The following is a 22,442-nucleotide window of genomic DNA, read 5'->3' on the forward strand; positions in this document are numbered from 1 at the left end:
GGGTTATTCACAGCCGGCGCCGAAGCTGAGAGCGTTCGCTACTCGCTGCCGGAATCGTCGGCTTTGCCGTTGTCCTCTTTGATCTTCACGCCGCGCCGGGCCAGGCCCTCGCGCAGCAGGAACTCGATTTCCGCGTTCACGCTGCGCAGGTCGCGCGCGGCCAGGCGTTGCAACTCCTCCCACAACGCGGGATCGATACGCAGCGGATAAGCTTTTTTACCGGGACTCGCCATGCTGGGCCGCTAGTTATAGAGGGTGCCGGTGTTGATGATCGGCTGGGTTTCCTTGTCGGAGCACAGCACCACGAGCAGATTGCTGACCATCGCCGCCTTGCGCTCGTCGTCCAGCTCGACGATGCCGCGCTCCGACAAGCCCTTCAGCGCGGATTCGACCATGCTGACGGCGCCGTGCACGATCTTGGAGCGGGCACTGATGATCGCCTCGGCCTGCTGGCGGCGCAGCATCACCTGGGCGATCTCGGGGGCATAGGCCAGATGGGTGAGCTTGGCGTCTACCACCTGCACGCCGGCCTCTTCGAAGCGCGCTTGCAGCTCGCACTTGAGGGCGTCGACGACCACGTCCATGCCGCCGCGCAGCGTGGTTTCGCCTGCGGACAAATCCTCGGCCTCGTCATACGCATACTGGGAGGCGAGATGGCGCAGCGCCGCCTCGGCCTGGATCGAGACGTAGCGCTCGAAATCGTCCACTTCAAACACGGCCTGGGCGGTGTCGCGCACGCGCCAGACGATGGCCGCGCTGATCTCCACCGGGTTGCCGCGCTTGTCGTTGACCTTGAGCGTGGGCGCGTTGAAATTGCGCGCGCGCAGCGACAGGCGGCGCTTGACGTACAAGGGGAACGCCCAGCGCAAGCCTTCGCTGCGGTCGGTGCCGATGTACTTGCCGAACAGGGTCAGGATGGCGCTCTCGTTGGGCTGCAGCATGTACAGGCCCAGCATGAAGAACAGTCCCGCCAGCACAAGCGCGATCGCGCCGAAAAGCGCGGAGATACCGGCGCCGTCCCCGATCGCCGTCTTGAACAGGAACGCGCCGCCCAACAGTAAAACGATGCCGGCGCAAGCGGCCAGGTAACCATTCGTCGATGAGAACGACGTTTCGCGGCGAGTGTTTGCACCATTCATGCTCGATTGCTCCTCAGGTAGATGACATCAAAGTGATATCACTTTAGGATCACCTTGCCTTATTGTCAAGCCATTTCGGCAAGGACGATGCGGCAAAGGTACAAACGAAAAAAAGCTCCGGCAAGCATGCCGGAGCTCTTGGCAAACTAGAAGACCAGCTTACTTGCGATCGTTCTTGTGGCTTTGACGGCCGGCCTCGGCATGCTGCTCCGGCGTGCCGCCGCGCGTGCCGCCCGAACCACCCGAGCCGCCCTTGCCGCCGCCTTCGTTGCCGCCACCGGAACCCGACCCCGAGCTCGAAGCGCTTTGCTTGTTGCCGTCGTTTTTGTGGCTCATGCTGCCGGCGCGACGCGCCTCTTCCGACGTGAATTCGTGCGCCGTGCCGGCGGCGTGTGCCGCGCGGCCGCCTTCGGACGCGATCTCGCGTTGCTGCTCAGGATCCATCGACGCGAAACCACGTGCGCTGGTGCCGTCGGACTGCTTGTTGCCCTTGTTGCCGCCTTGGTTGCCGCCATTACCTTGGTTCGAATTAGCCATGATTATTCTCCTGATTGATGGTTGATGAAACTAAGGAATCGGTCTGCCGTTTTGCAGAAGCAAACTCGAGAAAGGTCATCTTAAGCGTGACGAACAACCGCACCTATCGGCGCATGCGACATCATCAAGTAGGAATGCGCTGGCGTTTTTTGACCGACGGTTTTTGATTGCATTCGACCTGAATTACTCAACAATTTCGTGCGCTGCCGCTGCATATTTGTGGTGGGAAAATTTTGCCAGCGCAGTCTTACATCAGCGGGGGCGGCGCGCCGATGTCACGCCTCGCGCCGACGACATAGCATGACTGTTCGATGCATGAGTTCGGTATCGGGCTCGGCATCGCGCTCAACACCCGTTCGCCAACCAACAGGAGAAAAGTATGTTTGCTCACAATAAGCGGTTGCAGTACACGGTGCGCGTCAGCGAAACCAATCCCGGCCTGGCCAATCTGATGCTCGAACAATTCGGCGGACCCCAAGGCGAGCTGGCCGCCGCCATGCGCTACTTCACGCAGGCGGTCGCCGAGGACGATCCAGGCCGCAAGGACATGCTGTTCGATATCGCCACCGAGGAACTGAGCCACCTCGAAGTCATCGGCAACATCGTCTGCATGCTCAACAAGGGCGCCAAAGGCCGCCTGGCCGAGGGCGTCGAGGAGGAAGGCGAACTGTATCGCTCGATCACCGGTGCCGGCAACGACAGCCACCTCACGCAGGTGCTGTACGGCGCCGGCGCGCCGCTGGTCAATTCGGGTGGCGTGCCGTGGACGGCCGCCTACATCGACACCATCGGCGAGCCGACGGCCGACCTGCGCTCGAACATCGCGGCCGAGGCGCGCGCCAAGATCGTCTACGAACGCCTGATCAACCTGACCACCGATCCCGGCGTCAAGGAGGCGCTCGGTTTCCTGATGACGCGCGAGATCGCCCATCAGAAGTCATTCGAGAAGGCGCTGTACGCGATCGAGCCGAACTTCCCGCCGGGTAAACGTCCGGGCCGTGCCGAGTTCACCAGCGTCTACTTCAATATGTCGCAGGGCGGGCCGGAAATGCAGGGCCCCTGGAACAGCGGACCGAAATGGCGCGTCGTCAGCGATCCCGCGCAGCAGATGGCGGTCGACGGCGGCGATGGCGGCGCGCGCGTCGGCCTGACGTCGATGGAGGAAACGGTGCTGAGCCAGATGGCCGCGCGCACCATGTCCAATCCGGCCGTCGAACCGGTGACCGGGGCCGAGCTGGGTGCCGGCATGGCGCCGGGGATGGCGGCCGGGGCGCCGGACGACGATGACGGGCTCGACGCGGCCATCGACCCGGCCGGCCTTCCGCCCGGCGCCGATGGCCGCGGCGGCGACGGCCAGCGTCCGTTGAGCTGAGCCGGAGTGGCCGGATGCCCGGGGGGCTAAACAAAATCGTGCGAGCGCCGTCTTACATCTGCACGCGTTGCGCACCGACAGACGCGGCTTTGCAGCCGCCATAAGATGGCCGCACCATCAGGAGAAAACCAGAGAAATGAACCCCATGCTCAGATCCGGCCACCGCCCCACCTGGCGCCTCGCCATGGGCGCCTTCATCGGCGTCCTCGGCACACTGCTGCTCACGCGCGACCTGGCGCTGGCGATCGCGTCGCTGCCAGCTCCCGCGCAACTGGCGCTGACAGCCGGCCTGTGGGCCGCCGCCGCCACGGCTGTGGGCACGCTGCCCGTGCTGCTGGCGCAGAAATTTTCGCAGCGCACCTATGACGCCGCGCTCGGCCTCGGCGGCGGCATCATGCTGGCGGCGACATCTTTCTCGCTGGTGCTGCCGGCGATTAACGCCAGCAAGAGCGCCGGGGCCAGCTCGGCCGTCGCCAGCATGACGGTCGGCGGCGGCATCCTGCTCGGCATGCTGTTGGTGATGCTGCTCGGTTACCTGGTGCGTTCGGAGCACGTGCTGGACGACGGCGCGGCCCGCACCGACACCACCGCCATGACGCGCGCCTGGCTGTTCGTCGGCGCGGTGGCGATCCACAACTTGCCCGAAGGCCTGGCAATCGGCGTCGGCTACGGCGGCGTCGACGCGGCCAAGGCCCACACCCTGGCGATGGGCATCGCCATCCAGGACATCCCGGAAGGGCTGGTGGTGGCCATCGCCCTGCGATCGGTCGGCTACGGCCGCGTATTTTCCGCCGTGCTGGGCGCCGTGTCGGGGCTGGTCGAACCGCTGGCCGCGGTCAGCGGCGCGCTGCTGATCGAGGCCAGCGCCCGCTTCCTGCCGTGGGGCCTGGCCAGCGCGGCCGGCGCCATGCTGTATGTAATCTGCCACGACGTCGTGCCCGAGGCGCACCGCCATGGCCATTGCAAGACCGCCTCTTGCGCGCTGGTGATCGGCTTCATCGTGATGATGGTGCTCGACACCGCGCTTTCCTGAAACCCCACACTATGGAGTGACATGATGACGAATTCCGCAAACGAAAATCTGGTCGACTGGCTGCGCGACGCGCACGGGATGGAACAGCAGGCCGAGTCCATGCTCGAGGCCCAGGCCTCGCGGCTGGAACATTATCCCGCGCTGCGCGAGCGCATCGTCCAGCACATCGAGGAAACCCGCTGGCAGCGCGAGCAGCTTGAGGCCTGCCTGTCCCGGCTGGGCAGCAGCCCCTCGATCATCAAGGACATGGGCGGCAAGATGATGGCGTTCGGCCAGGCCGTCGGCGGCATGTTCGCCAGCGACGAAGTGGTCAAGGGCGCCATGGCCGGCTACATCTTCGAGAACCTGGAGATCGCCAGCTACACGGCGCTGATCGCCGCCGCCGGCGTGGCCGGCGACACCCAGACGCAGGCCGTGTGCGAAGCGATCCTCAAGCAGGAGCAGGCAATGGCCGCCTGGCTGCTGCAAAACCTGCCCTCGACCACCACCGCTTTCCTGGTGCGCGACGCCACGCCGGGTGTCGAAGCCAAGGTCTGAACCAAAAACCGCGTAGGGCGGATTAGCGGAGCGTAATCCGCCATGAGCCGTCGACGGCTCATGGCGGATTACGGCGTTCCGCCTAATCCGCCCTACAAAATCGGGTCAGGCCGCGCCGCCCAGTTGCGACTCGATCGCGGCGGCGCCCTCAGGGTCGATGGCGCGCACGCCCTCGATCAAGGTCGAGACAGCGGTTCCGCAGGCGAACACCAGCACATCACCTGCGCCGCATTGGCGGTAAGCGGCGCGCAACGCCTCGGCCGCCCCTCCAAAGGTTTGCATAGTTACCGGCCGGGCGGCCGCCGAGCGCACGCCTTCGCCGATGACGGCGGCCGCCTCGCCCGCTGGCCGGCCACGCGCCAGCGACTCGTAGACGAATAGCACGTCGAACGCTTCGGCGCAGGTCTCGCCGATGCGGCGCAGGTCGGCGTCGCGCCGGTCGCCCGGCGACGTCACCACGCCGAACACGCGCGCGCCCGGCGTGCGTGCCGCCATGCCGCGCGCCATCGCGCCCAGCGCCGCGTAGGCGGCCGGGTTATGCGCGTAATCGAGCACGATGTGGAAGTCGCGCACCGCGAAGATATTCGAGCGCAAGGGATTGGTCGCGGCGTCGGAAACGAAACTGGCCAGCGCCGCGGCGATATGCGCGGCGCTGAAACCGGCCGCGTATAACGCCGCGGTCGCCGCCAGGCTGTTGGCGATGTTATAGCGGGCCATGCCGCCGACGGTGGCCGGAATCGCGGCCGCGCCGATGACCGGCTGAACCGCGCCGCCGGCGCCCTCGGCCAGCACGATCGTCTCGTCCTGCAGCCACACGCCGCAGCCGCCGTCGGCCAGATGCGCGAGCAAGGTGGCGTTGGCCGGGTCCATCGAAAAGAAAATGGTGGCGGCGTCCGGCGCCAGGCGCGCGCGCGCGGCCACGCAATGCGGATCGTCGGCGTTGAGCACAGCCGTTCGCGCGCCCGCGATCACCGTCGACTTGACGCGCGCGAGATCCTCGATGGTCTCCACGCCATCGAGGCCGAGGTGGTCGTCCGAGACGTTGAGCATGACGCCCACCGAGCAGGCGTCGAACGCCAGGCCGCGCTTGAGCAGGCCGCCGCGCGCGGTCTCGAGCACGGCGAAATCGACGTCGGGGGAACCAAGCACGGTGCGGTGCGACCAGTAACCGGTGCAGTCGCCGTGGCCGACCATCCGCTCGCCGATGAAGATACCTTGCGTGGTGGTGTGGCCGGTGCGCAGCCCCGCCAGCCGGACCGCGTGCGCGATCATCAACGTGGTGGTGGTCTTGCCGTTGGTGCCGGTGACCGCGATCAGCGGGATGCGGCCCTGGTCCGGCTGCGCCAGCATCCGGCGCGCTCGCGTGGCGGCGTCGGCGACGTCGGCCGACGCGTGGCCGCCGCTGATCGCGGTCACCAGCGGCCCCACCCCGCTCTCGACGACGCTGACGCGCGCCTCGGCCAGTCCCAGCTTGGCGGCCGCGCCGGCGCACAGATGGCGCACCTCGGCCGACGCGTGCAGGGCGCCGTCCGGGCCCACCGACACGATGGCGAGCGGGCCGTCTTCAAAGCTGTCGATGACGACATCGCCACCGGCCGCGTGCACCAGCGCGAACGCCGCCGTCAGCTCGGCCTCGCTGGTGCAGCGCCATTGGCGGTCGTCGCCGGTGACCTGGCGGCTCTTGACCACCGCCTGCCAGTCGTAACGGCGGCCGACGCGCAGCGCGTCCTCGAGCCGGTTGACGGTGGTGCCGGCCGGCACATCGATATTAGCCTCGACCATCAACGCCCGCGTCAGCAGGCGGTCGCGCACGACGGTATTGGTCAGCAGCGGCGTGTCGGCCACCGGCGCGTCGACGAAGCGCCACTGCCGGCTGCCCTGGCCGAATTGGACGAGGTCGGCGTGCTCGCTGGCGCGCAGCACGGGAATCCCAAGCGCGCGCGCCTGGCGCGCCAGTTCGCCGACGCGCGGCGGCAGCGCCAGACCGGCCGCCAGCGCGCGCAGCGCGGCCAGCGCCCCGGCGACATCGCAGGTCTCGCCGCGCATGGCGGCGCCGACGATATCGAGCGAAATCGCCAGCGCCCGCTGCGCCACGTGCTCGAGCGCGTACTGGATCACCACGCGGCGCCGCGCCGAACCGGGCGACAGCGCTTCCGCGTGGGCGAAATCGAGCGCGTGGCCGCACGAGCGCTGCAACTGCAACGTGACCTGCGCCACCAGCTGGCCGAAATCGGCGCTCGCCGACGTGGGCGCAGGCGACGCCAATTGCCGCGCCACGGCAGCGGCGACGTCCGCCGGCGGCACATCGGTGGCATCGAACGCGATGGTCGCGGCGATGCACGGAAAGCGGCTATACAGGTTGGCGCCCCGCAGCAAGCGCTGCCGTAAAACCTTCATCATAAAACCTTCATCACAATATCTTCATCACCATATCTTCACTAAGCAGCACCCTTTCGGGCCAGCAGCATGACGGCGGCGATGCGGTCGACGCCGGCATAGGCCGGGGTATCGAGTTCCTCGCCAAACACGTCGGGATCGATTTCCTCGTACTTCCACGACAGCCGCGCCGCTTCGAGCATGAGGCCGGCCTGCCGCAGGAACGGGTCCTCGCCGTTGTCGATCGCCACGCCGGTGTACAGCAGCAGGGTGCCGCCCGGCGCCAGCCGCGCGATCGCCGCTTCGACGATGCGCAGCGACAAACCGGCGCCCAGTTCGCCGCCACCGTGGCGGTAGGCGCGCTGTTCGGCGTCGAGCAGGTACGGCGGATTGGAGATGATCAGGTCGAACTCGCCGTCCAGGGCCGACAGCATGTCGCTGTGCACGCAGGCGACGTTGGCGGCGCCGGCCAGCCGGCTGTTGACCTCGGCCAGCGCCAGCGCGCGCGGATTGATGTCGACGGCATAGATCTGCGCCTCCGGAAAGCGCTTGGCCAGCATGATGGCGCCCGGCCCGGCGCCGCAGCCGATGTCGGCCGCGCGCCGCACGCCGGCGCCGGAACCGTCGCCGAGTTGGTCGAGCACCTGGCCGGCCGCGCGCACGAAGCGGTAGGTGTCCGGTCCCAGGAACACCGACTCGGCGTCGCCGGTCGGATAGGCGGAGTGAAAGTAGAGATGCTCGCCGATGGTCGAGGCGCGCACGGTACTGCGGAGCGTGCCGGCATCGTCGCGCAGCACGCCCGCTTTTTGCATCTGCGACAGGACCATCGGTTCGATCTGATCCGCGGTGAAGGGCTTGCTCCAGCCGAAGATATCGCGCAGGCACGGCGCAGTCTGCCCGACCGGGCGATTCAATACGCGGCCGTGAGTGGCCGGCGTGACGGTGGTGAAGCGGTAACCACGTTTGCGCAGCAGCGCGGCCAGCGCCAACATCTCGTCACCGGCTAGCGTCGCAGACAACGTCATTCGGCACCGGCGGCGGTGTCGGTCTGGGCACCGGCGCGGCCTTGGGCCGAGGACAGGCGGAATTTGCTGCGGCGGTCGCCCATCAGGTCCTGCAAAGTGCGCACGCTAAGGCCGGTGGCCTCGTGGATGCGCACCAGCAGCGCGCCGCTGACCGGCATGCGGTGGTGACGGATTTTACTGATCACGGGGGCCTGAATTTCCAGCAAGCGTGACAGCGCTGCGTCATTGCGCAGCTGCATTTTCGCCAGGATGGTGTCGAGCATTGCGTTCGGATCGTAGGGTTTGGGCTGAGACATGAAAACTCCTTGCTAGAAATGCTTTATTATTAACATTTTACTAGGCAAAACTAGAATTTTTCAATCGCGCGCGGCGGTAATTCGTCGCGCATGTGTGAGGCACCACACGATAGACGCATTTCCGTTACCGCTTTTGTCCGCGCCCGTGCCCGCGTCAGCTATTTCGCTTGCGCTCGAGTTCCGTGAGCATGCGCAATATCTCGTCGAAACTGACCGGTTTGGTCAAATGGTGGTCGAACCCGGCCGCGTCCGTTTTGAGGCGGTCGGCGTCCGTGCCCCAGCCCGTCAGTGCGATCAAGGTGACCCCGTCCAAGGCCGGCGTCGCCCGCAACTCGCGCGCGACATCGTAGCCGCTCATACCCGGCAGGCCGATGTCGAGGAACACCACCTGCGGCAACAGCGACAGCGCGGCGGCCAGCGCCTGCGGGCCGTCGTGCGCCACCCCCACCGTATGGCCCTTGAACTCCAGCAACGCGGTCAGGGTCTCGGCGGCATCGACGTTGTCGTCGACCACCAGCACCCGCAGGCTGCTGGCCGACGCCTCGTCGATGCGCCGCACAGCCGGCGCCGGCTGTGCCTCCGGCGCCGTTAAGGCCATCGTCTCGGCCGCCAGCGACGGCGTCACCGGCAGGCGCAAGGTAAACGCGCTGCCCTGTCCGGCCCCGCCGCTGTGCGCGAAGACCTCGCCGCCGTGCAGCTCGACCAGCCGGCGCACCAGGTTCAGGCCGATGCCGAGCCCGCCTTGCGCCTGGCCCTCGCTGCCGGGCACCTGGGTGAACATGTCGAACACGGTCGGCAAGGCCTCGGCCGGGATGCCGACGCCGTTGTCGCGCACCGTCACCGTCAACTCCCCGGCCTCGACCACCGCCATCAACTCGATGGTGCCGCCGTCGGGCGTGTACTTGGCGGCGTTGTTGAGCAGGTTGCCGATCACCTGCGCCACGCGGTGCGCGTCCAGCCACACCGGCGGCGCGTTCGACGGCGCCGACACCAGCAGGCGGTGGGCCTTGGCGTCCATCAGCGGCATGCTGATCTCGACCGCGCCGCGCACCACCTGGTCCAGGTCCACCAGGCTGTGCACCAGCACCTCCTTGCCGCGCGCGATGCGCGCCAGGTCCAGCAAGTCGTCCACCAGATGCACCAGGTGGCCGACCTGGCGCTCCATCATCGCCCGCACGCGTTCGAACTCGTCGCGCGCCAGGTCGTGCGCGCGCATCATTTCCAGGCCGCTGCGGATCGGCGCCAGCGGGTTGCGCAGCTCGTGCGCCAGGGTCACCAGGAATTCGCGCTGCGCCTGGTTGGCTTGCGACAGCTCGGCCGTCATCGCGCGCAGTTCGTGCTCGCCGCTTTTCTGGTCCGAGACATCGAGCGTGACGCCGTCGAAATGGGCCACGCCGCCCTCCTTCCCCTCCGTGCGCTGGCACCAGGCGATCATGCGTATCCAGCGCGCCGTCGCCTGTGCCGCCGTGGAGGAGACGGTCAGCGCGACGCGGAACTCGTCGTCGTAGGCCACGCCCTCGATCATCGCGCTGTGGAAGTCGCCTTCGACGCGGGCCCGGTCCTCGTGGTGCACGCGCAGGTAGAACTGCGCCATCGTCACCGGCCCCTCGGTCGGCAGGCCGAATTGCTTGCGCAGCTGGGCGTTGGGCTGCATCAGCGACAGCGGCGCGTCCGCGTACCAGACGCCGATGCCGCTGGCGCGCGTGACGTTGGCGAAACGATCCTGCAGCAGGCGCCGCTCGTGGACGTCGACCAGCGTGCCGATGTGGCCGAGCAGTTTGCCGTCCTGGTCGAAACGCGGCGCGCCGGCGTCGATCATCCAGCGGAAGGCGCCGTGGCGATTGCGCAGGCGGTAATCGACGGAAAACGGCGCGGCCTTGCCGAAGGCGGCGCTGTAGGCTTCCTCCACCCGGGCGGCGTCATCGGCGTGGATCAGTTCCAGCCAGCCGCGCCCCAGGTCCTCTTGCAGCGAGCGCCCGGTGTAGTCGGACCAGCGCTGGCTCAGGAAATCGCGATGCCCATGCGCGTCGGTGGTCCAGATCATCGCCGGCGAGGCGTTCACCAGCGAACGGAAATACTCCTCGCGCTGGCGCAGCGCGATGGTGGCCTGGCGCCGCTCGCGCGCCAGCTCGATGTGGTTGCGGATGCGCGCCAGCAGCTCGTTGGCCGCGAACGGCTTGACCAGGTAATCGTCGGCGCCCGCCTCCAGCCCCTCGATCTTGGCCTCCTGGCCGGCGCGCGCGGACAGCAGGATGATCGGCAGGCCGGCCACCGCCGGGTGCTCGCGGATGCGCCGCATCAGGCCGAAGCCGTCGAGGCGCGGCATCATCACATCGCTCAGCAGCAGGTCGGGCGGATCGCGCAGGATGGCCTCCATCGCCGCCTCGCCGTCGGCGCAGGTCTGGACGATGTACTCGCGCTCGAGCAGCGTGCGCACGTAGCCGCGCATGTCCTGGTTGTCGTCGGCGACCAGGATGCGCGCACGCGCCGCCGCGATGGGCGCCGGCGCCAACGCCAACGCGGGCGTGGCATCGCCGGCCGGGGGGGCGGCCGGTTCGTCGGGCAGCCAGCGCAGCGCCTCCTCGACGAAGGCGGCGCCCATGCGGGCGTCGTCGTCGCGGTCCGGCAGCGCCACCACGTACTGCGGCGGCAGGTGCGCGGCGCCGAACGGAATGTCGACGTGGAAGGCGGTGCCGACGCCGACTTCGCTCTCGACGCCGATGTCGCCGCCGTGCAGGCGCACCAGCTCCTGGATCAGCGCCAGGCCGATGCCGGTGCCCTCGTAGCTGCGGCCCTGCACCCCCTCGACGCGGTGGAAGCGCTCGAACACCCTGGGCAGCTCGGCCGCCGGAATGCCGCTGCCGGTGTCGCGCACCGTCAGGCGCGCGGCGCGGCCATCGGCGGCGGGCGCCAGGGTCACCGTCACCGCGCCCGACAGCGTGAACTTGAAGGCGTTCGACAGCAGGTTGAAGACGATCTTTTCCCACATGTCCAGATCGACGTAGACCGGCGCGGCCAGCGCCGGCGTGTCGACGTGGTAGGCCAGGCCGGCCTTGTCCATCGCGGCGGTGAACACGCTGGCCAGGTTGGCCGTCAGCCGCGCCAGGTCGGCCGGGGCGTAGCGGGCCTGCACCCGGCCGGCCTCGATGCGCGAAAAGTCCAGCAGCGAGTTGACCAGCTTGAGCAGGCGCAGCGCGTTGCGGTTGGTGAGGTCGATGCGCTCGCGCTGGCGCGGCGCCAGCGGTTCGCCGGCGTCGGCCAGCGCGTCCTCCAGCGGTCCCAGGATCAAGGTCAGCGGGGTGCGGAATTCGTGCGAGACGTTGGAAAAGAACGCCGTCTTGGCCTTGTCGATTTCGGCCAGCGCGGCGGCGCGGCGCTGCTCCTGCTCGTATGCCAGCACATTGCCGATGGCGGTGTTGAAGGCGGCGCGCAGCAGTTCATAAAAATTGCGGTAGTCGTCGTCGAGCGCGCGCCGGGCGCTCACGCCGGCCACCAGCATGCCGTAAGGCTGGTCGCTGCCGGCCACGAACAGCGGTAGCAGCATGGCGCCGGCCGGCGCTTCCGGATACGGCGCGCACTCGAAGGCGCCGAAGCGGCGCGCCAGGTCGTCGACGTGGCGGCCGTCGGCCAGCGCCAGCGCGGCGGCGAAATCCCAGCCATCGCCCGAGTCCGCGGCCACCACGGCCGGCGCCAGCGCGCTGCCGGCGGGCAGGCCGGTGCGCCCGCGCAGGCGCAGGCTGGCGGCGCCCTCCTCCGGCCGGGCTTCCACCAGTTCATACAGCAGCATGAACGGCACGTCCAGCGCCAGCGTGTCGCTGTCTGGTTCCATCAGCCCCGCCAGCTCGGCGATGGTGCGCGAGCGGGCGATGCGGCCGGTCAGGTCGCGCAGGTTCTGCGTGCGGCGGGCGTTGAGCACCTGCGCCGTCGATTCGGTGATCGGATGGAAAATGCCGCCGACATTGCCCGATTCGACCCGGATCGGCGAGAACGAGAACGTCATGAACGCTTCTTCAAGGTAGCCGTAGCGGTCCAGGAACATGCGCTGGTCGCGGATGTAGACGCCCTCGCCGGCGTGGGCGCGGTCGAAGGCGTCGCCGACCACCGGCAGCGCCGTGGCCCAGCAGATCTTGAACGGCGCGCCCATCGCCTCCGGATGCTTGGCGCCGCAGATCGGACGGTAGGCGTCATTGTAGATCTGGATATCGTCCGGGCCCCAGGCCACCAGGATCGGGAAGGTCGACGACAGGCACAGGCTGACCGAGGTGCGCAGGCTTTGCGGCCAGCCCGAGAGCGGCCCGAGCGCGGTCGCGGACCAGTCCATCGAGCGGATCAGTTGCCCCATTTCGCCGCCGCCGGACAGCCAGCTCAAATCGTCCGCCGACTCCGTCGCACCGGTCCCCGCCGTCACCTGCTGCACCATCTATCCCCCGAATGACTTGCCGCTGGCGGGCCACTGCCGCCGCACACCCGGCAGTATAACCGGACGGCGGCGCCCAGGCCTTTCGCCATTCGTTTCCGCCAACTTTCCGCCGATTCGCCCCCGTTTTACGTGTTCGTTTGCGTTTTATCAATTGCTTCTTCGGAAAAAGCACCAGTATTGAGTTGTATCAACGCGCTACGTGACAGGATGAGCATGGATGAGCATGAATTGCGGTCGCGCATGGCGATCGACGCGGCCGGCATGGCCATTTGGGACGCCACCGTCGTCAATGGACGGGCGGTCGAAGGCACGATTCTGTGGTCGGCGCGCGGCGCCGCCATGATCGGCCTGCCCGCGCAGGAGACCGAGCAGCCGTTCCCGCGCTTCCTGGCGATGGTGCACGAGGACGACCGCGAGGCGCTGCTCGATACCATGCAAAGCACGATCGACGCGCGCGGCGACTACCAGGTCGGCTACCGGCTGCATTCGGCCGATGGCGCGCTGCGCTGGCTGCGCGCCCAGGCAAAGATATTATGCGACGACCAGGGCGCGCCGGTGCGCACGCTTGGGCTGATCTGGGACGTGAGCGCCGCGGTCGAGCAGGAACGCGTCGCCCGGGACCGCGAACGCATGGCCGAGGTGACCCTCGATTGCATCGGCGATGGCGTCATCACCACCGATCAATACGGCACCACCCGCTATCTCAATGGCGCGGCCGAGCGGCTGACCGGCTGGACGCGCGCGCGCGCCGCCGGCCGCGACGTCAGCGAGGTGCTGCCGCTCGTCGACGAGGCCGGCGGCCTGCCCATCGAGCACGCCGTCTACAAATGCCTGCTCAAACGCGAGGCGGTCGGCCTGTCCGCGCACGCGATGATGGTCACGCGCGATGGCCGCCGCATCGCCGTCGAGGACACCGCCGCGCCGATCCGCCAGACCAACGGCGACATGCTGGGGGCGGTGCTGGTGTTCCGCGACGTCACCCACCAGCGCGCCCTGTCGAGCCAGCTGTCCTGGCACGCCAGCCACGACGTGCTGACCGGCCTGTGCAACCGGCGCGAGTTCGAGCGGCACGTCGCCCACGCGCTGCACGTGTCCAAACACGACGACCACACGCACGCGCTGCTGTACATCGACCTGGACCGGTTCAAGCTGGTCAACGACACGGCCGGCCACGCCGCCGGCGATGCGCTGCTGCAGATCCTGGCCAACCTGCTGCAGGAGAAGATGCGCGACAGCGACGTGCTGGCGCGCCTTGGCGGCGACGAGCTCGCCGTGCTGCTCGGCTATTGCAAGTTCGACCAGGCGCGCCTGATCGCCGAGGAGATCCGCCAGCTGGTCAAGGATTTCCGCTTCGTCTGGGACGAGCACAGCTTCGAGATCGGCGCCAGCATCGGCATGGTCGAGATCAGCGCCGACAGCAAGTCCGTCAGCGATTTGCTGGTCGCGGCCGACGAGGCCTGCTACATGGCCAAGGACCAGGGCCGCAACCGCATCCACGTCTATTCCGAGAGCGACGCGGCGCTGGCGCGGCGGCACACCGAGATGATGTGGGTGCCGCGCCTGAACGACGCCTTGCAGCACGACCGCTTCACGCTGTACTCGATGCCGATCGCCGGCCTGCAGAGCAACCACCAACCCCACGAGGAAATCCTGTTGCGGCTCAAGGATGACGCCGGCGAGGTGATCCGGCCCGACCGCTTCATCCCGGCCGCCGAGCGCTACCATATGATGCCGATGCTGGACCGCTGGGTCATCCGCGCGGTGTGCCGGCATATCGCCGCAGCGCAGGCGGCCGGGACGCCGGGCAACGGCACGCGGCCGCTGTACGCGGTCAACCTGTCCGGGCCGTCGATGAACGACGACAAGCTGCACCAATTCATCATCGACCAGTTCGTCGACCACGGCGTCGACCCGGCGCAGCTCTGCTTCGAGATCACCGAGACGGCGGCGATCCGCAACCTGCCCAAGGCGCAGGAGCTGATGGCGCGGCTCAAGCTGCTCGGGTGCCGGTTTTCGCTCGACGATTTCGGCAGCGGCGTGTCGTCGTTCGGCTATCTGAAATCGCTGCCGGTCGACTTTCTCAAGATCGACGGCTCCTTCATCCGCGGCATCGCCGACAACCCGGTGCACCGGGCGATGGTCGAGGCGATCCACAAGGTCGGCCAGGTGATCGGCATCCAGACGATCGCCGAGTACGTCGAGGACACGGTCACCCTGGATGTGATCGGCAGCATCGGCATCGACTTCGCGCAGGGCTACGCGGTCGGCCGCGAAAGCGCCCTGCACGGCTAGACGGGCGGCCCGTCACCCGGTCACGCTGGCCGCCCGCTCGAGCTCCTCGGCGCTGGCCGGCTTGGTCAGGTGCAGGTCGAACCCGGCCGCGGCGGCCCGTTCGACATCCTCCTTCTGCCCGTACCCGGTCAGCGCCACCAGCTTCAACGGCGCGCCGCCCTGCGCGCGCCGCAGCGCCGCCGCCAGCGCGTAGCCGTCCATGTCCGGCAGGCCTATGTCGAGGATGGCCACCGCCGGCGCGTACTGGCGGAACTGCGCCAGCGCCGCCTCCGCGCTGTGCAGCACGCGCACCTCGTGGCCCAGCTGTTCGAGCAGCGCCGCGCCGGACGTGGCGGCGTCGACGTTGTCGTCCACCAGCAGCACGCGCACCCCGGCGCTGGCGCCGCGCGGCGCGTCCTGCGGCGCATCGGCCGCCGCCTCGCTCAGCGGCAGCACCACCTCGAAGCGGCTGCCCCGGCCCGTACCGTCGCTGTCGGCCGTGACGGCGCCCCCGTGCAGCTCGACCAGCTTGCGCACGATCGCCAGCCCCAGTCCCAGCCCGCCGGTGCGGCGCTCCAAGGTCTGCGGCGCCTGCATGAACGGTTCGAACACCCGCGCCAGCAGGTCGCGGCCCATGCCGATGCCGTTGTCGCTGACCACCAGGCGCGCCTGGCCGCCGTCGGCCGCCAGCGAGACGCGCGTGTCGTCGCTGCCGAAGCGCACCGCGTTCGACAGCAGGTTGTTGAGCACCTGGGTCAGGCGGCTGTCGTCGCCGCGCACCCACAGCGCCGGCGGCGCCGACAGCGTCACCGGTTGCGGCGAAGCGGCCACCGCGTGCCGCACCACGTCGGCGAAATTGACCTGTCTGGCGTCGATGCGCAGCTTGCCCGAGGTGATGCGCGAGACGTCGAGCAAGTCGTCGACCAGCCGCCGCAGGTGGTTGGTCTGGCGCCGCATCACGGCGCGTTCGCGCCGCGCGCCCGGCTCGTCGCGCATGTCCATCAGGTCGAGCGAGGTGACGATGGGGCTGAGCGGGTTGCGCAATTCGTGGCCCAGCACGGCGAGGAACTCGTCCTTGGCGCGGCCCGCCTCGCGCGCCCGCGTCAGCGCCGCCTCCTGGTTTTCCATCGCCCGCTGCAGCGAATCGAGCAGCAGCGCCCGCTCGCGCTCCTGCGCGGCGCGCTGGCGCTCGGCCTCCTCCAGCGCCGCGCCGATCAACTGGAATTCGGCGATGCGCGACGGCACCACGGTGACCGGGGCGCCGGTGCCCAGCGCCGCCGCTCCCGTTTGCAGCCCTTTGATGGTGGTGACGATGCGCGCCGACAGCAGCGAGGCGATGCCGATGCAGACGCCCAGCGAGATCAGGATGCCGGCGCCGTAGACGGCCAGGCGCTGGTAGGCGGCCGTGCGCAACTGCTCGGCCGGCTGCCCCACCACCACCGTCCAGCCGTAATGCGACAAGGTGGTGTAGGCCGAGACCACCTCGTCGCCCTCGAGCGTGGTGGCGGTGCCGACGTTTTCGGACTTGGCGCTGCCGATCAGTTGCATCAGCGAGGCGCTGGGCGCGCCGGCCACCGCGCCTTCGTGGTTGCGCGAGCGCGCCACGATCTTGCCGGCGGCGTCGATAATGGAGATGACCGAGCCCTCCGGCATGCTCTGGCGCTGGATCATCTGCACGATGCGGTCGGGCCGGATCACGGCGGTGAGCGTGTACAGCGCGCCATCGTCGTCGATCACCGGAATGCGCACCGGGAACGCCGCGCGGCCCCGTGACCCTCGCAGGATGTGGCCCACCACCGGCTGGCGCGTGGCCAGCACCCGTTTCAGGCTTTCGGTATCGACCACCCTGGGCGGCGCCGCGCCCCGCCTCGCCGCAGTATTGAACAGCACGTTGCCCTTGTCGTCCGTCAGAATCAAAGCTTGCCATTCGGCCTGGGCCTCCGCCAGCCCGAACGCGACATCATAGAAACCGTCGATGTCGCCGGCCATCAAGGTGGGTGCGCGCGCGGCGCTGGCGAGCATGGCGACCGAGGCGTCGAGTTCGGCGTCGGCCGCGCTCGACAGCGCGCGCGCCAGGTCGAGCATCGATCTTTCCTGTTCCCGCAGTTGATACTGGCTGGCCGCGTGGATGCTCCACACGCCCAGCAAGGCCATGGGCAGCAGTCCGATCGCGGTCAGGATGATAAGCAGGTGCCGAAGCGACAATGTTCGCTTGGTGAGAAAAGACATAGAAAGCGTGATGGATGGATCGAACTTGCCAATCTACATCAAAGCAAACTAAACGGGGGCGTGGCGCGTGAAAAAAACAAATGATGGATTACTGCCACGTAATCCATCATAAGCCATCATGAGCCCTCATGAGCCACCAAGAGGCGCCCTAGTCCCGGAACGCGTCCATGATCGCGGTCGGCTTGCCGCTGTTGTCGAAGGCGCCCATCGGATATCCTTTCCAGTTGTAAGCCTGCGGCTCCCAGTAGAATGCGCCGACGCCCTTGCCGTGGTCGACCTGGCGCACCTTGGCGATCAGGTCGGCAATGATGGCCTTGCCCTCCGGATGGTTCCATGGCGCGCCGACCTCGGCCAGCATGACCGGCTTGCCGTAGCGGGCAGCCAGGTCGTTCATGTTGTGCAGGCAGGCCGCCGTCGCCGCCCGCCAGTCGACACCCTTGACGGTGGTCGGATAGGCGGACGCGCCGATTACGTCGAACTTGCCGCCGTTGGCCAGCAGGCCGTCGACATTCCAGCGGAACTGGCGGTTGTCGTGGCAGTTATCGATATGCACGATCACCTGCGCATCCGGGAACACTTGCTTCGTAGCATCGTAGCCGCTGGCGACAAAGCGCGCGTAGTTCTTCATATGCGTACCGGCGGCGCCTTCCGGCCACAGCATCCCGTGCGTGGTTTCGTTGCCAACTTGCACCCATTCCGGCGTGATGCCGGCATCGCGCAGCGCCGCCAGCGTGCTGCGGGTATGCTCGCCGACGGCCTTGGCCAACTGCGCGACGCTGTAGTCCTTCCAGGCGGCCGGCTTGAATTGCTTGCCCGGATCCGCCCAGTTGTCGCTGTAGTGGAAGTCGATCATCAGCCGCATGCCGGCGGCCTTGGCGCGCCCGGCCTTGGCCAGCACGTCGGCCAGGCCGTTGTAGCCGTCGGCGGGATCGACCCAGACGCGCAGGCGCACCGCGTCCATGCCCTGCTCCTTGAGCGTGGCAAACAAATCCTGACGCTTGCCGTCGCGGTTGAGGAAGGGACGACCGGCCGCCTCCATTTCGGTGATCCAGCTGATATCGGCGCCTTTGGCGAAGCCGCCGGCGGCCGCGTGGGCGGCATTATGCTGCATTGCGGCCAGCAGCAGGCCCGCCGCCAGCGCTGCGGCGCGTCGTGTGATGGCGGCCATCAATCGTGGAACGCGTCGACGACCTTGCGTTTGCCCAGCATGAAGGCGTCCGCCACGTGGCGCAGCGGCGCCACGTCGACATCCGAACGGCCGGTTTTGACCAGCTCGGCGAAGCGGCGGTACAGCGACGGATATTCGGCTTCCTTCTCGAGCGGCTGTTCCGCGCCGGCTATCCACAGGCGCGCGCCGCCATCGCTGAGCTTGACCTCGCCCTGCGCGGTGCCGACCACGATGTCCCAGCTCTGCTTGCCGGTCTGGCGCCAGTCGAACTCGGCGTCGACGGGCACCCCGGCGGCGTTCTTGAAGTGCAGTGCGGCGGCGATCGGCGCGTCGCGGTTTTCCGGAAATTCCAGGGTGGCGCCGGTCAGGAACACCAGCGACGGCAGGATCTCGGTAACGATCGACAAGGCGTTGATGCCCGGATCGAACACGCCCAGGCCGCCAGCCTGCCAGATCCAATCCTGGTTCGGATGCCAGTGGCGCACATCCTCCTTCCAGGTCACCTGCATATGAATAGGCGGGTGCTCGGCCAAGTAAGCCTTGGCCGGCTGCACCGCCGGCGCGTAGCGCGAGTGCCAGCTGGTAAACAGCGACACGCCTTTGGCGGCAGCCAGCGCCTCGAGGTCGGCCACTTCCGACAGGGTGGCGCCGGGCGGCTTTTCCAGGAACACGTGCTTGCCGGCAGTTAACGCCACGTGGGCGGCGGCGTAGCGGTATTGCGGCGGCATGCACAGCGAGACCGCTTCGATCTCCGGCATGGCGGCCAGCATGTCCTCGATCGACTTGAAACCCGGAATGCCTTTAATGGTGTTGTTACGGCTGGCCGAGGCGACCAGCGCGAAATCGGTGTTGCCCGCGATGGCCGGCACGTGCTGGTCATGGACGATTTTGCCCACGCCGACGATGGCAAGTTTGATGGGTGTGAGTGACATACGTAAGCATCTTTCTTAAAAGTGGGCTGCGTGCCGGACGCTATCCTAAAACGCGCCCGGTCACGCAACCAATCATTTTTATCGTTGTAAATATACTCAAATGACATGACACCTGCCCAGCCAATTTGCTGCGCCGCAACAGAAAGTGACGCGTCCGTACAACTGACGTGTAAATAAGTGAAAGTAAGTGTAAAAACGATAAGTATGTGATTGAAATTGCAAATGAAAAGATGCTACTATGGGCCTCAGTTACACCCCACCCCGATCTACCCTACTGCCCCTACCTTCGCCGAGGATTAATATGAAATTAAAATCTGTTGTTGCAACCGCCGTGCTCGCCGCCGCTTCGTTTAGTGCGTCGGCAACCGCCTATGACCTGGGCATCCTCGATCCAACCGGTTTCGATACCCTGATCGGCTCGTCGATCAAGTTCGGCGCCAACACCGCCATCAACGACACCTGGAGCTTCACGTTGCTGGCGCCATCGAGCACTTCGTTCGCGGCAGTCCAGACGTTCGCCGTCACCGAAGGCGCGATCAGCAATTTCGCAGCTGTGCTGAACAGCACCAGCTTCGGCCTGACCGGCGGCGCCGGTTCGCAGACCCTGAGCTGGAACGGCCCACTGAGCGCCGGCACCTACAGCGTCAGCATCACCGGCACCAGCGGTCTGGCTGGTGCGCGCTACGGCGCCACCGTGTCGGCCATCCCAATGCCTGTGCCTGAGCCAGAAACCTACGCCATGATGCTCGGCGGCCTGGCCCTGATGGGTGCGGTCGCTCGTCGTAAAGCGAAGAAGTAATCAGCGAGGAGGGCCAACGCCCTCCAGCAGCATACCGGCGCGCCGGCAGACCATCCCCTCGATGGCCTGCCGGCGCGTTTTTTTGCGTCTCCGATTTTTTCAGGCGGCCTCGCCTGTTATTGCCCAGCATATGCTGCTTAGCGAACATATGGCACGGCCCTATCACCTTACAATTAAGCAATAACTGAAACTTGTAAGGATACCCCCATGAAGAAGCTCCTGACCGCCTTTGGCGCGATCCACGCGCTGATCGCGTTCCTGTTCGCGGCCGCCGCGCTGTTTCTGATCGCCATCAGCGCGCGCATCGGCTGGGACGCCGCCACCGGCGAGATCGGCCTTGCCGCCGCCCAGCAGGTAATCGAGGCGATCGGCATCCTGGCCGCCGCCGTGGTGGCGCTGCAAATCGCCGAGACCATCATTGAAGAGGAAGTGGTGCGCGACGCCGACATCAGCGCGCCGACCCGGGTGCGGCGCTTCCTGTCGCGCTTTTTCGTCGTGGTAGTGGTGGCGTTGGCGATCGAGGGCCTGGTGGCGACCTTCCACGCCGTGCACGACGACCTGGCCGGCCTGGTGTACGTGGCGGCGCTGGTCGGCAGCGTTGGCGTGCTGCTGGCGGCGTGGGGCGTGTTCGTGCACCTGAACCGCTCGGCCGAGGAACTGGAGCCCGAAGCGATGGAAAAAGCCCAGTCGGAAGACCACAAGGTGCAGGCCTGAAACAGGCTTGCAGCCCGCATTTTTACCAGTACTACGATCTGGTGATATCTGCCATATCGAAAAAGATATAGGACATTGTTATTTATTCATTGGCAAGATAACGGGATTGGCTCTACCATATTCCTCCCGCTTGTTGGAAAGGAAAGATTATGGCAGCGCCAATTTCATCTGCTCGCACTATGGAGACGACCTCGTCTCCCGTTGTCAGCTACCGTGCGACGATGTCGCTGCTTGCAAGTTTGTTTTTTACGTGGGGTTTCATCACGGTAATTAACAATACGCTGCTGCCGCATCTCCGCAGCGTATTTGACCTGAACTACACGCAAACGACGCTGATCGAATCGGTCTGGTTCATCGCTTATTTCGTCGCCTCGATCCCGTCCGCCCGCCTGATCGAGCGCATCGGCTACAAGAAATCGATGGTGGTCGGTCTCGGCATCATGGCCGCCGGTTCGCTGATGATGATCCCGGCGGCGCGCCTGCCGTCGTATCCGGTCACGCTGTTCGCGCTGTTCGTGATCGCCTGCGGCATCGCCCTGCTGCAAGTGGCCGCCAATCCCTACGTCGCCGTCGTCGGTTCGCCGCAGACCGCCTCGTCGCGCCTGAACCTGGTGCAGGCGTTCAACTCGCTCGGCACCACGTTCGCGCCGCTGTTTGGCGGCTACCTGATCCTGGGCCGCTCCAGCTCGGGCACGCTCGAAGCCGGCCAGGTGCTGACCCAGGCCGAGCGCCTGGCCGACGCCCAGGCGGTGCAACTGCCGTACCTGATCGTCGCCGGCGTGTTGATCGTGCTGGCCGTCATCATCGCCCGCTTCCCGCTGCCGGAAATGAAATCGTCCAGCACCAGCCGCGCGACCAAGGAACAACGCGGCAAGCACTCGCTGTGGCGCCACCGCAACCTGGTGTTCGGCATCCCGGCAATCTTCATTTACCTGATCGCCGAAATCGGCGTGGCCAACCTGTTCATCAACTTCGTCTCGCAGCCTGAAATCGGCAACGTCAACCACCAGACCGCGTCGACCTACCTGTTCATCCTGTGGGGCGGCATGATGATCGGCCGCTTCGTCGGCGCCGCGCTGATGCGCACCGTCTCGGCCGAAACCGTGCTGGCCGGCGCCAGCATCGGCGCCGCCATCGTGATGCTGATCGCCACCTTCACCACCGGCCACGTCGCGATGTGGGCGCTGATATCGGTCGGCCTGTTCCACTCGGTGATGTTCCCGACCATCTTCACGCTCGGCATCAAGGGCCTGGGCCCGATGACCGAGGAAGGCGCCGGCTTGCTGATCATGGCCATCGCCGGCGGCGCTCTGGTGGTGGTGCAAGGCTGGCTGGCCGACATCTACGGCCTGCAGATGTCCTTCCTGCTGACCGCGCTGTGCGAAATGTATGTGCTGTTCTACGCGCTGTGGGGCTCCAAGGCCACCAACGCCTTCCCGGACGAGACAGCCAGCCCGACCTAAGCTGGACGCGGTCGCCGCCTTCCCGCGCGGCGATCAAGACCAAGGCCGATGCCGACGTTTAACCACGTTCGCATCGGCTTTTTTTCGCCCGCACCCCATCGCGTCCGGCGCGGCTACGCGGCCGCCAGTGG

General features: G+C 67.0%; 17 protein-coding genes. 7 read left to right on the forward strand and 10 right to left on the reverse strand.

The annotated features are described in order from the left end of the window. Positions 1 to 38 precede the first annotated feature (38 nt). From NHH73_19970 to NHH73_19980, 3 genes are all read right to left on the reverse strand, one after another. A complete protein-coding gene (locus NHH73_19970) occupies positions 39 to 233 on the reverse strand; it encodes a hypothetical protein (GenBank protein ID USX24880.1) in 195 nt (64 codons plus the stop codon). A 9-nt stretch (positions 234 to 242) separates the two neighbouring features. Next, a complete protein-coding gene (locus NHH73_19975) occupies positions 243 to 1,139 on the reverse strand; it encodes an SPFH domain-containing protein (protein USX24881.1) in 897 nt (298 codons plus the stop codon). A 159-nt stretch (positions 1,140 to 1,298) separates the two neighbouring features. Then, positions 1,299 to 1,676: a KGG domain-containing protein gene (locus tag NHH73_19980; GenBank protein USX24882.1), complete on the reverse strand. Its 378-nt coding sequence runs from the start codon at positions 1,674 to 1,676 to the stop codon at positions 1,299 to 1,301. Positions 1,677 to 2,055: 379 nt separating this feature from the next. On the opposite strand from NHH73_19980, the gene NHH73_19985 reads away from it, so the two are divergent. The 3 genes from NHH73_19985 (at position 2,056) to NHH73_19995 (ending at position 4,618) form a co-directional block, all read left to right on the forward strand. Continuing rightward, positions 2,056 to 3,048: a manganese catalase family protein gene (locus tag NHH73_19985; GenBank protein ID USX24883.1), complete on the forward strand. Its 993-nt coding sequence runs from the start codon at positions 2,056 to 2,058 to the stop codon at positions 3,046 to 3,048. Between the two features lie 136 nt (positions 3,049 to 3,184). After that, positions 3,185 to 4,081, forward strand: a complete 897-nt coding sequence (locus tag NHH73_19990) for a ZIP family metal transporter (GenBank protein ID USX24884.1) — start codon at positions 3,185 to 3,187, stop codon at positions 4,079 to 4,081. A gap of 24 nt (positions 4,082 to 4,105) precedes the next feature. Then, the gene (locus NHH73_19995) at positions 4,106 to 4,618 is read left to right on the forward strand and encodes a DUF892 family protein (GenBank protein USX24885.1); all 513 of its coding nucleotides are present in this window, start codon (positions 4,106 to 4,108) and stop codon (positions 4,616 to 4,618) included. Positions 4,619 to 4,723: 105 nt separating this feature from the next. Here the strand turns inward: NHH73_19995 and NHH73_20000 are convergent, their stop codons facing one another. The 4 genes from NHH73_20000 to NHH73_20015 all read right to left on the reverse strand — a co-directional run bounded on the left by NHH73_20000 (position 4,724) and on the right by NHH73_20015 (position 12,735). Further along, a complete protein-coding gene (locus NHH73_20000) occupies positions 4,724 to 7,018 on the reverse strand; it encodes a Mur ligase family protein (GenBank protein ID USX24886.1) in 2,295 nt (764 codons plus the stop codon). A gap of 38 nt (positions 7,019 to 7,056) precedes the next feature. Further along, positions 7,057 to 8,019, reverse strand: a complete 963-nt coding sequence (locus NHH73_20005) for a class I SAM-dependent methyltransferase (GenBank protein ID USX24887.1) — start codon at positions 8,017 to 8,019, stop codon at positions 7,057 to 7,059. After that, positions 8,016 to 8,315, reverse strand: a complete 300-nt coding sequence (locus NHH73_20010) for a hypothetical protein (GenBank protein ID USX24888.1) — start codon at positions 8,313 to 8,315, stop codon at positions 8,016 to 8,018. The genes NHH73_20005 and NHH73_20010 overlap by 4 nt, the downstream gene beginning before the upstream one ends. A 154-nt stretch (positions 8,316 to 8,469) precedes the next feature. After that, positions 8,470 to 12,735 carry an ATP-binding protein gene (locus NHH73_20015; protein USX24889.1) on the reverse strand — a complete coding sequence of 1,422 codons (4,266 nt, stop codon included), beginning with the start codon at positions 12,733 to 12,735 and terminating at the stop codon, positions 8,470 to 8,472. A gap of 213 nt (positions 12,736 to 12,948) precedes the next feature. Between NHH73_20015 and NHH73_20020 the strand changes: the two genes are divergently transcribed. Further along, the gene (locus NHH73_20020) at positions 12,949 to 15,027 is read left to right on the forward strand and encodes an EAL domain-containing protein (protein ID USX24890.1); all 2,079 of its coding nucleotides are present in this window, start codon (positions 12,949 to 12,951) and stop codon (positions 15,025 to 15,027) included. 12 nt (positions 15,028 to 15,039) lie between these two features. Here NHH73_20020 and NHH73_20025 read toward each other — a convergent pair whose 3' ends face one another. The 3 genes from NHH73_20025 to NHH73_20035 form a co-directional block, all read right to left on the reverse strand. Then, entirely contained in the window at positions 15,040 to 17,235 is a 2,196-nt protein-coding gene (locus NHH73_20025; protein USX24891.1) for an ATP-binding protein, read from the reverse strand. A gap of 148 nt (positions 17,236 to 17,383) precedes the next feature. Further along, positions 17,384 to 18,403 (reverse strand): arabinogalactan endo-1,4-beta-galactosidase, encoded by a 1,020-nt coding sequence (locus NHH73_20030; GenBank protein USX24892.1) that lies wholly within the window; start codon positions 18,401 to 18,403, stop codon positions 17,384 to 17,386. Then, positions 18,403 to 19,335: a Gfo/Idh/MocA family oxidoreductase gene (locus NHH73_20035; GenBank protein ID USX24893.1), complete on the reverse strand. Its 933-nt coding sequence runs from the start codon at positions 19,333 to 19,335 to the stop codon at positions 18,403 to 18,405. Before NHH73_20035 ends, NHH73_20030 begins: the two co-directional genes overlap by 1 nt. Before the next feature lie 301 nt (positions 19,336 to 19,636). Between NHH73_20035 and NHH73_20040 the strand changes: the two genes are divergently transcribed. The 3 genes from NHH73_20040 (at position 19,637) to NHH73_20050 (ending at position 22,311) form a co-directional block, all read left to right on the forward strand. Further along, the gene (locus NHH73_20040; GenBank protein USX24894.1) at positions 19,637 to 20,134 is read left to right on the forward strand and encodes an FxDxF family PEP-CTERM protein; all 498 of its coding nucleotides are present in this window, start codon (positions 19,637 to 19,639) and stop codon (positions 20,132 to 20,134) included. A gap of 207 nt (positions 20,135 to 20,341) precedes the next feature. Further along, positions 20,342 to 20,848 carry a hypothetical protein gene (locus NHH73_20045; GenBank protein ID USX24895.1) on the forward strand — a complete coding sequence of 169 codons (507 nt, stop codon included), beginning with the start codon at positions 20,342 to 20,344 and terminating at the stop codon, positions 20,846 to 20,848. A 149-nt stretch (positions 20,849 to 20,997) separates the two neighbouring features. Further along, positions 20,998 to 22,311 carry a sugar MFS transporter gene (locus NHH73_20050; protein USX24896.1) on the forward strand — a complete coding sequence of 438 codons (1,314 nt, stop codon included), beginning with the start codon at positions 20,998 to 21,000 and terminating at the stop codon, positions 22,309 to 22,311. The last annotated feature ends 131 nt before the right edge of the window (positions 22,312 to 22,442 follow it).

It is taken from the genome of Oxalobacteraceae bacterium OTU3CINTB1, assembly GCA_024123955.1.
Classification (GTDB): Bacteria; Pseudomonadota; Gammaproteobacteria; order Burkholderiales; family Burkholderiaceae_D; genus Rugamonas.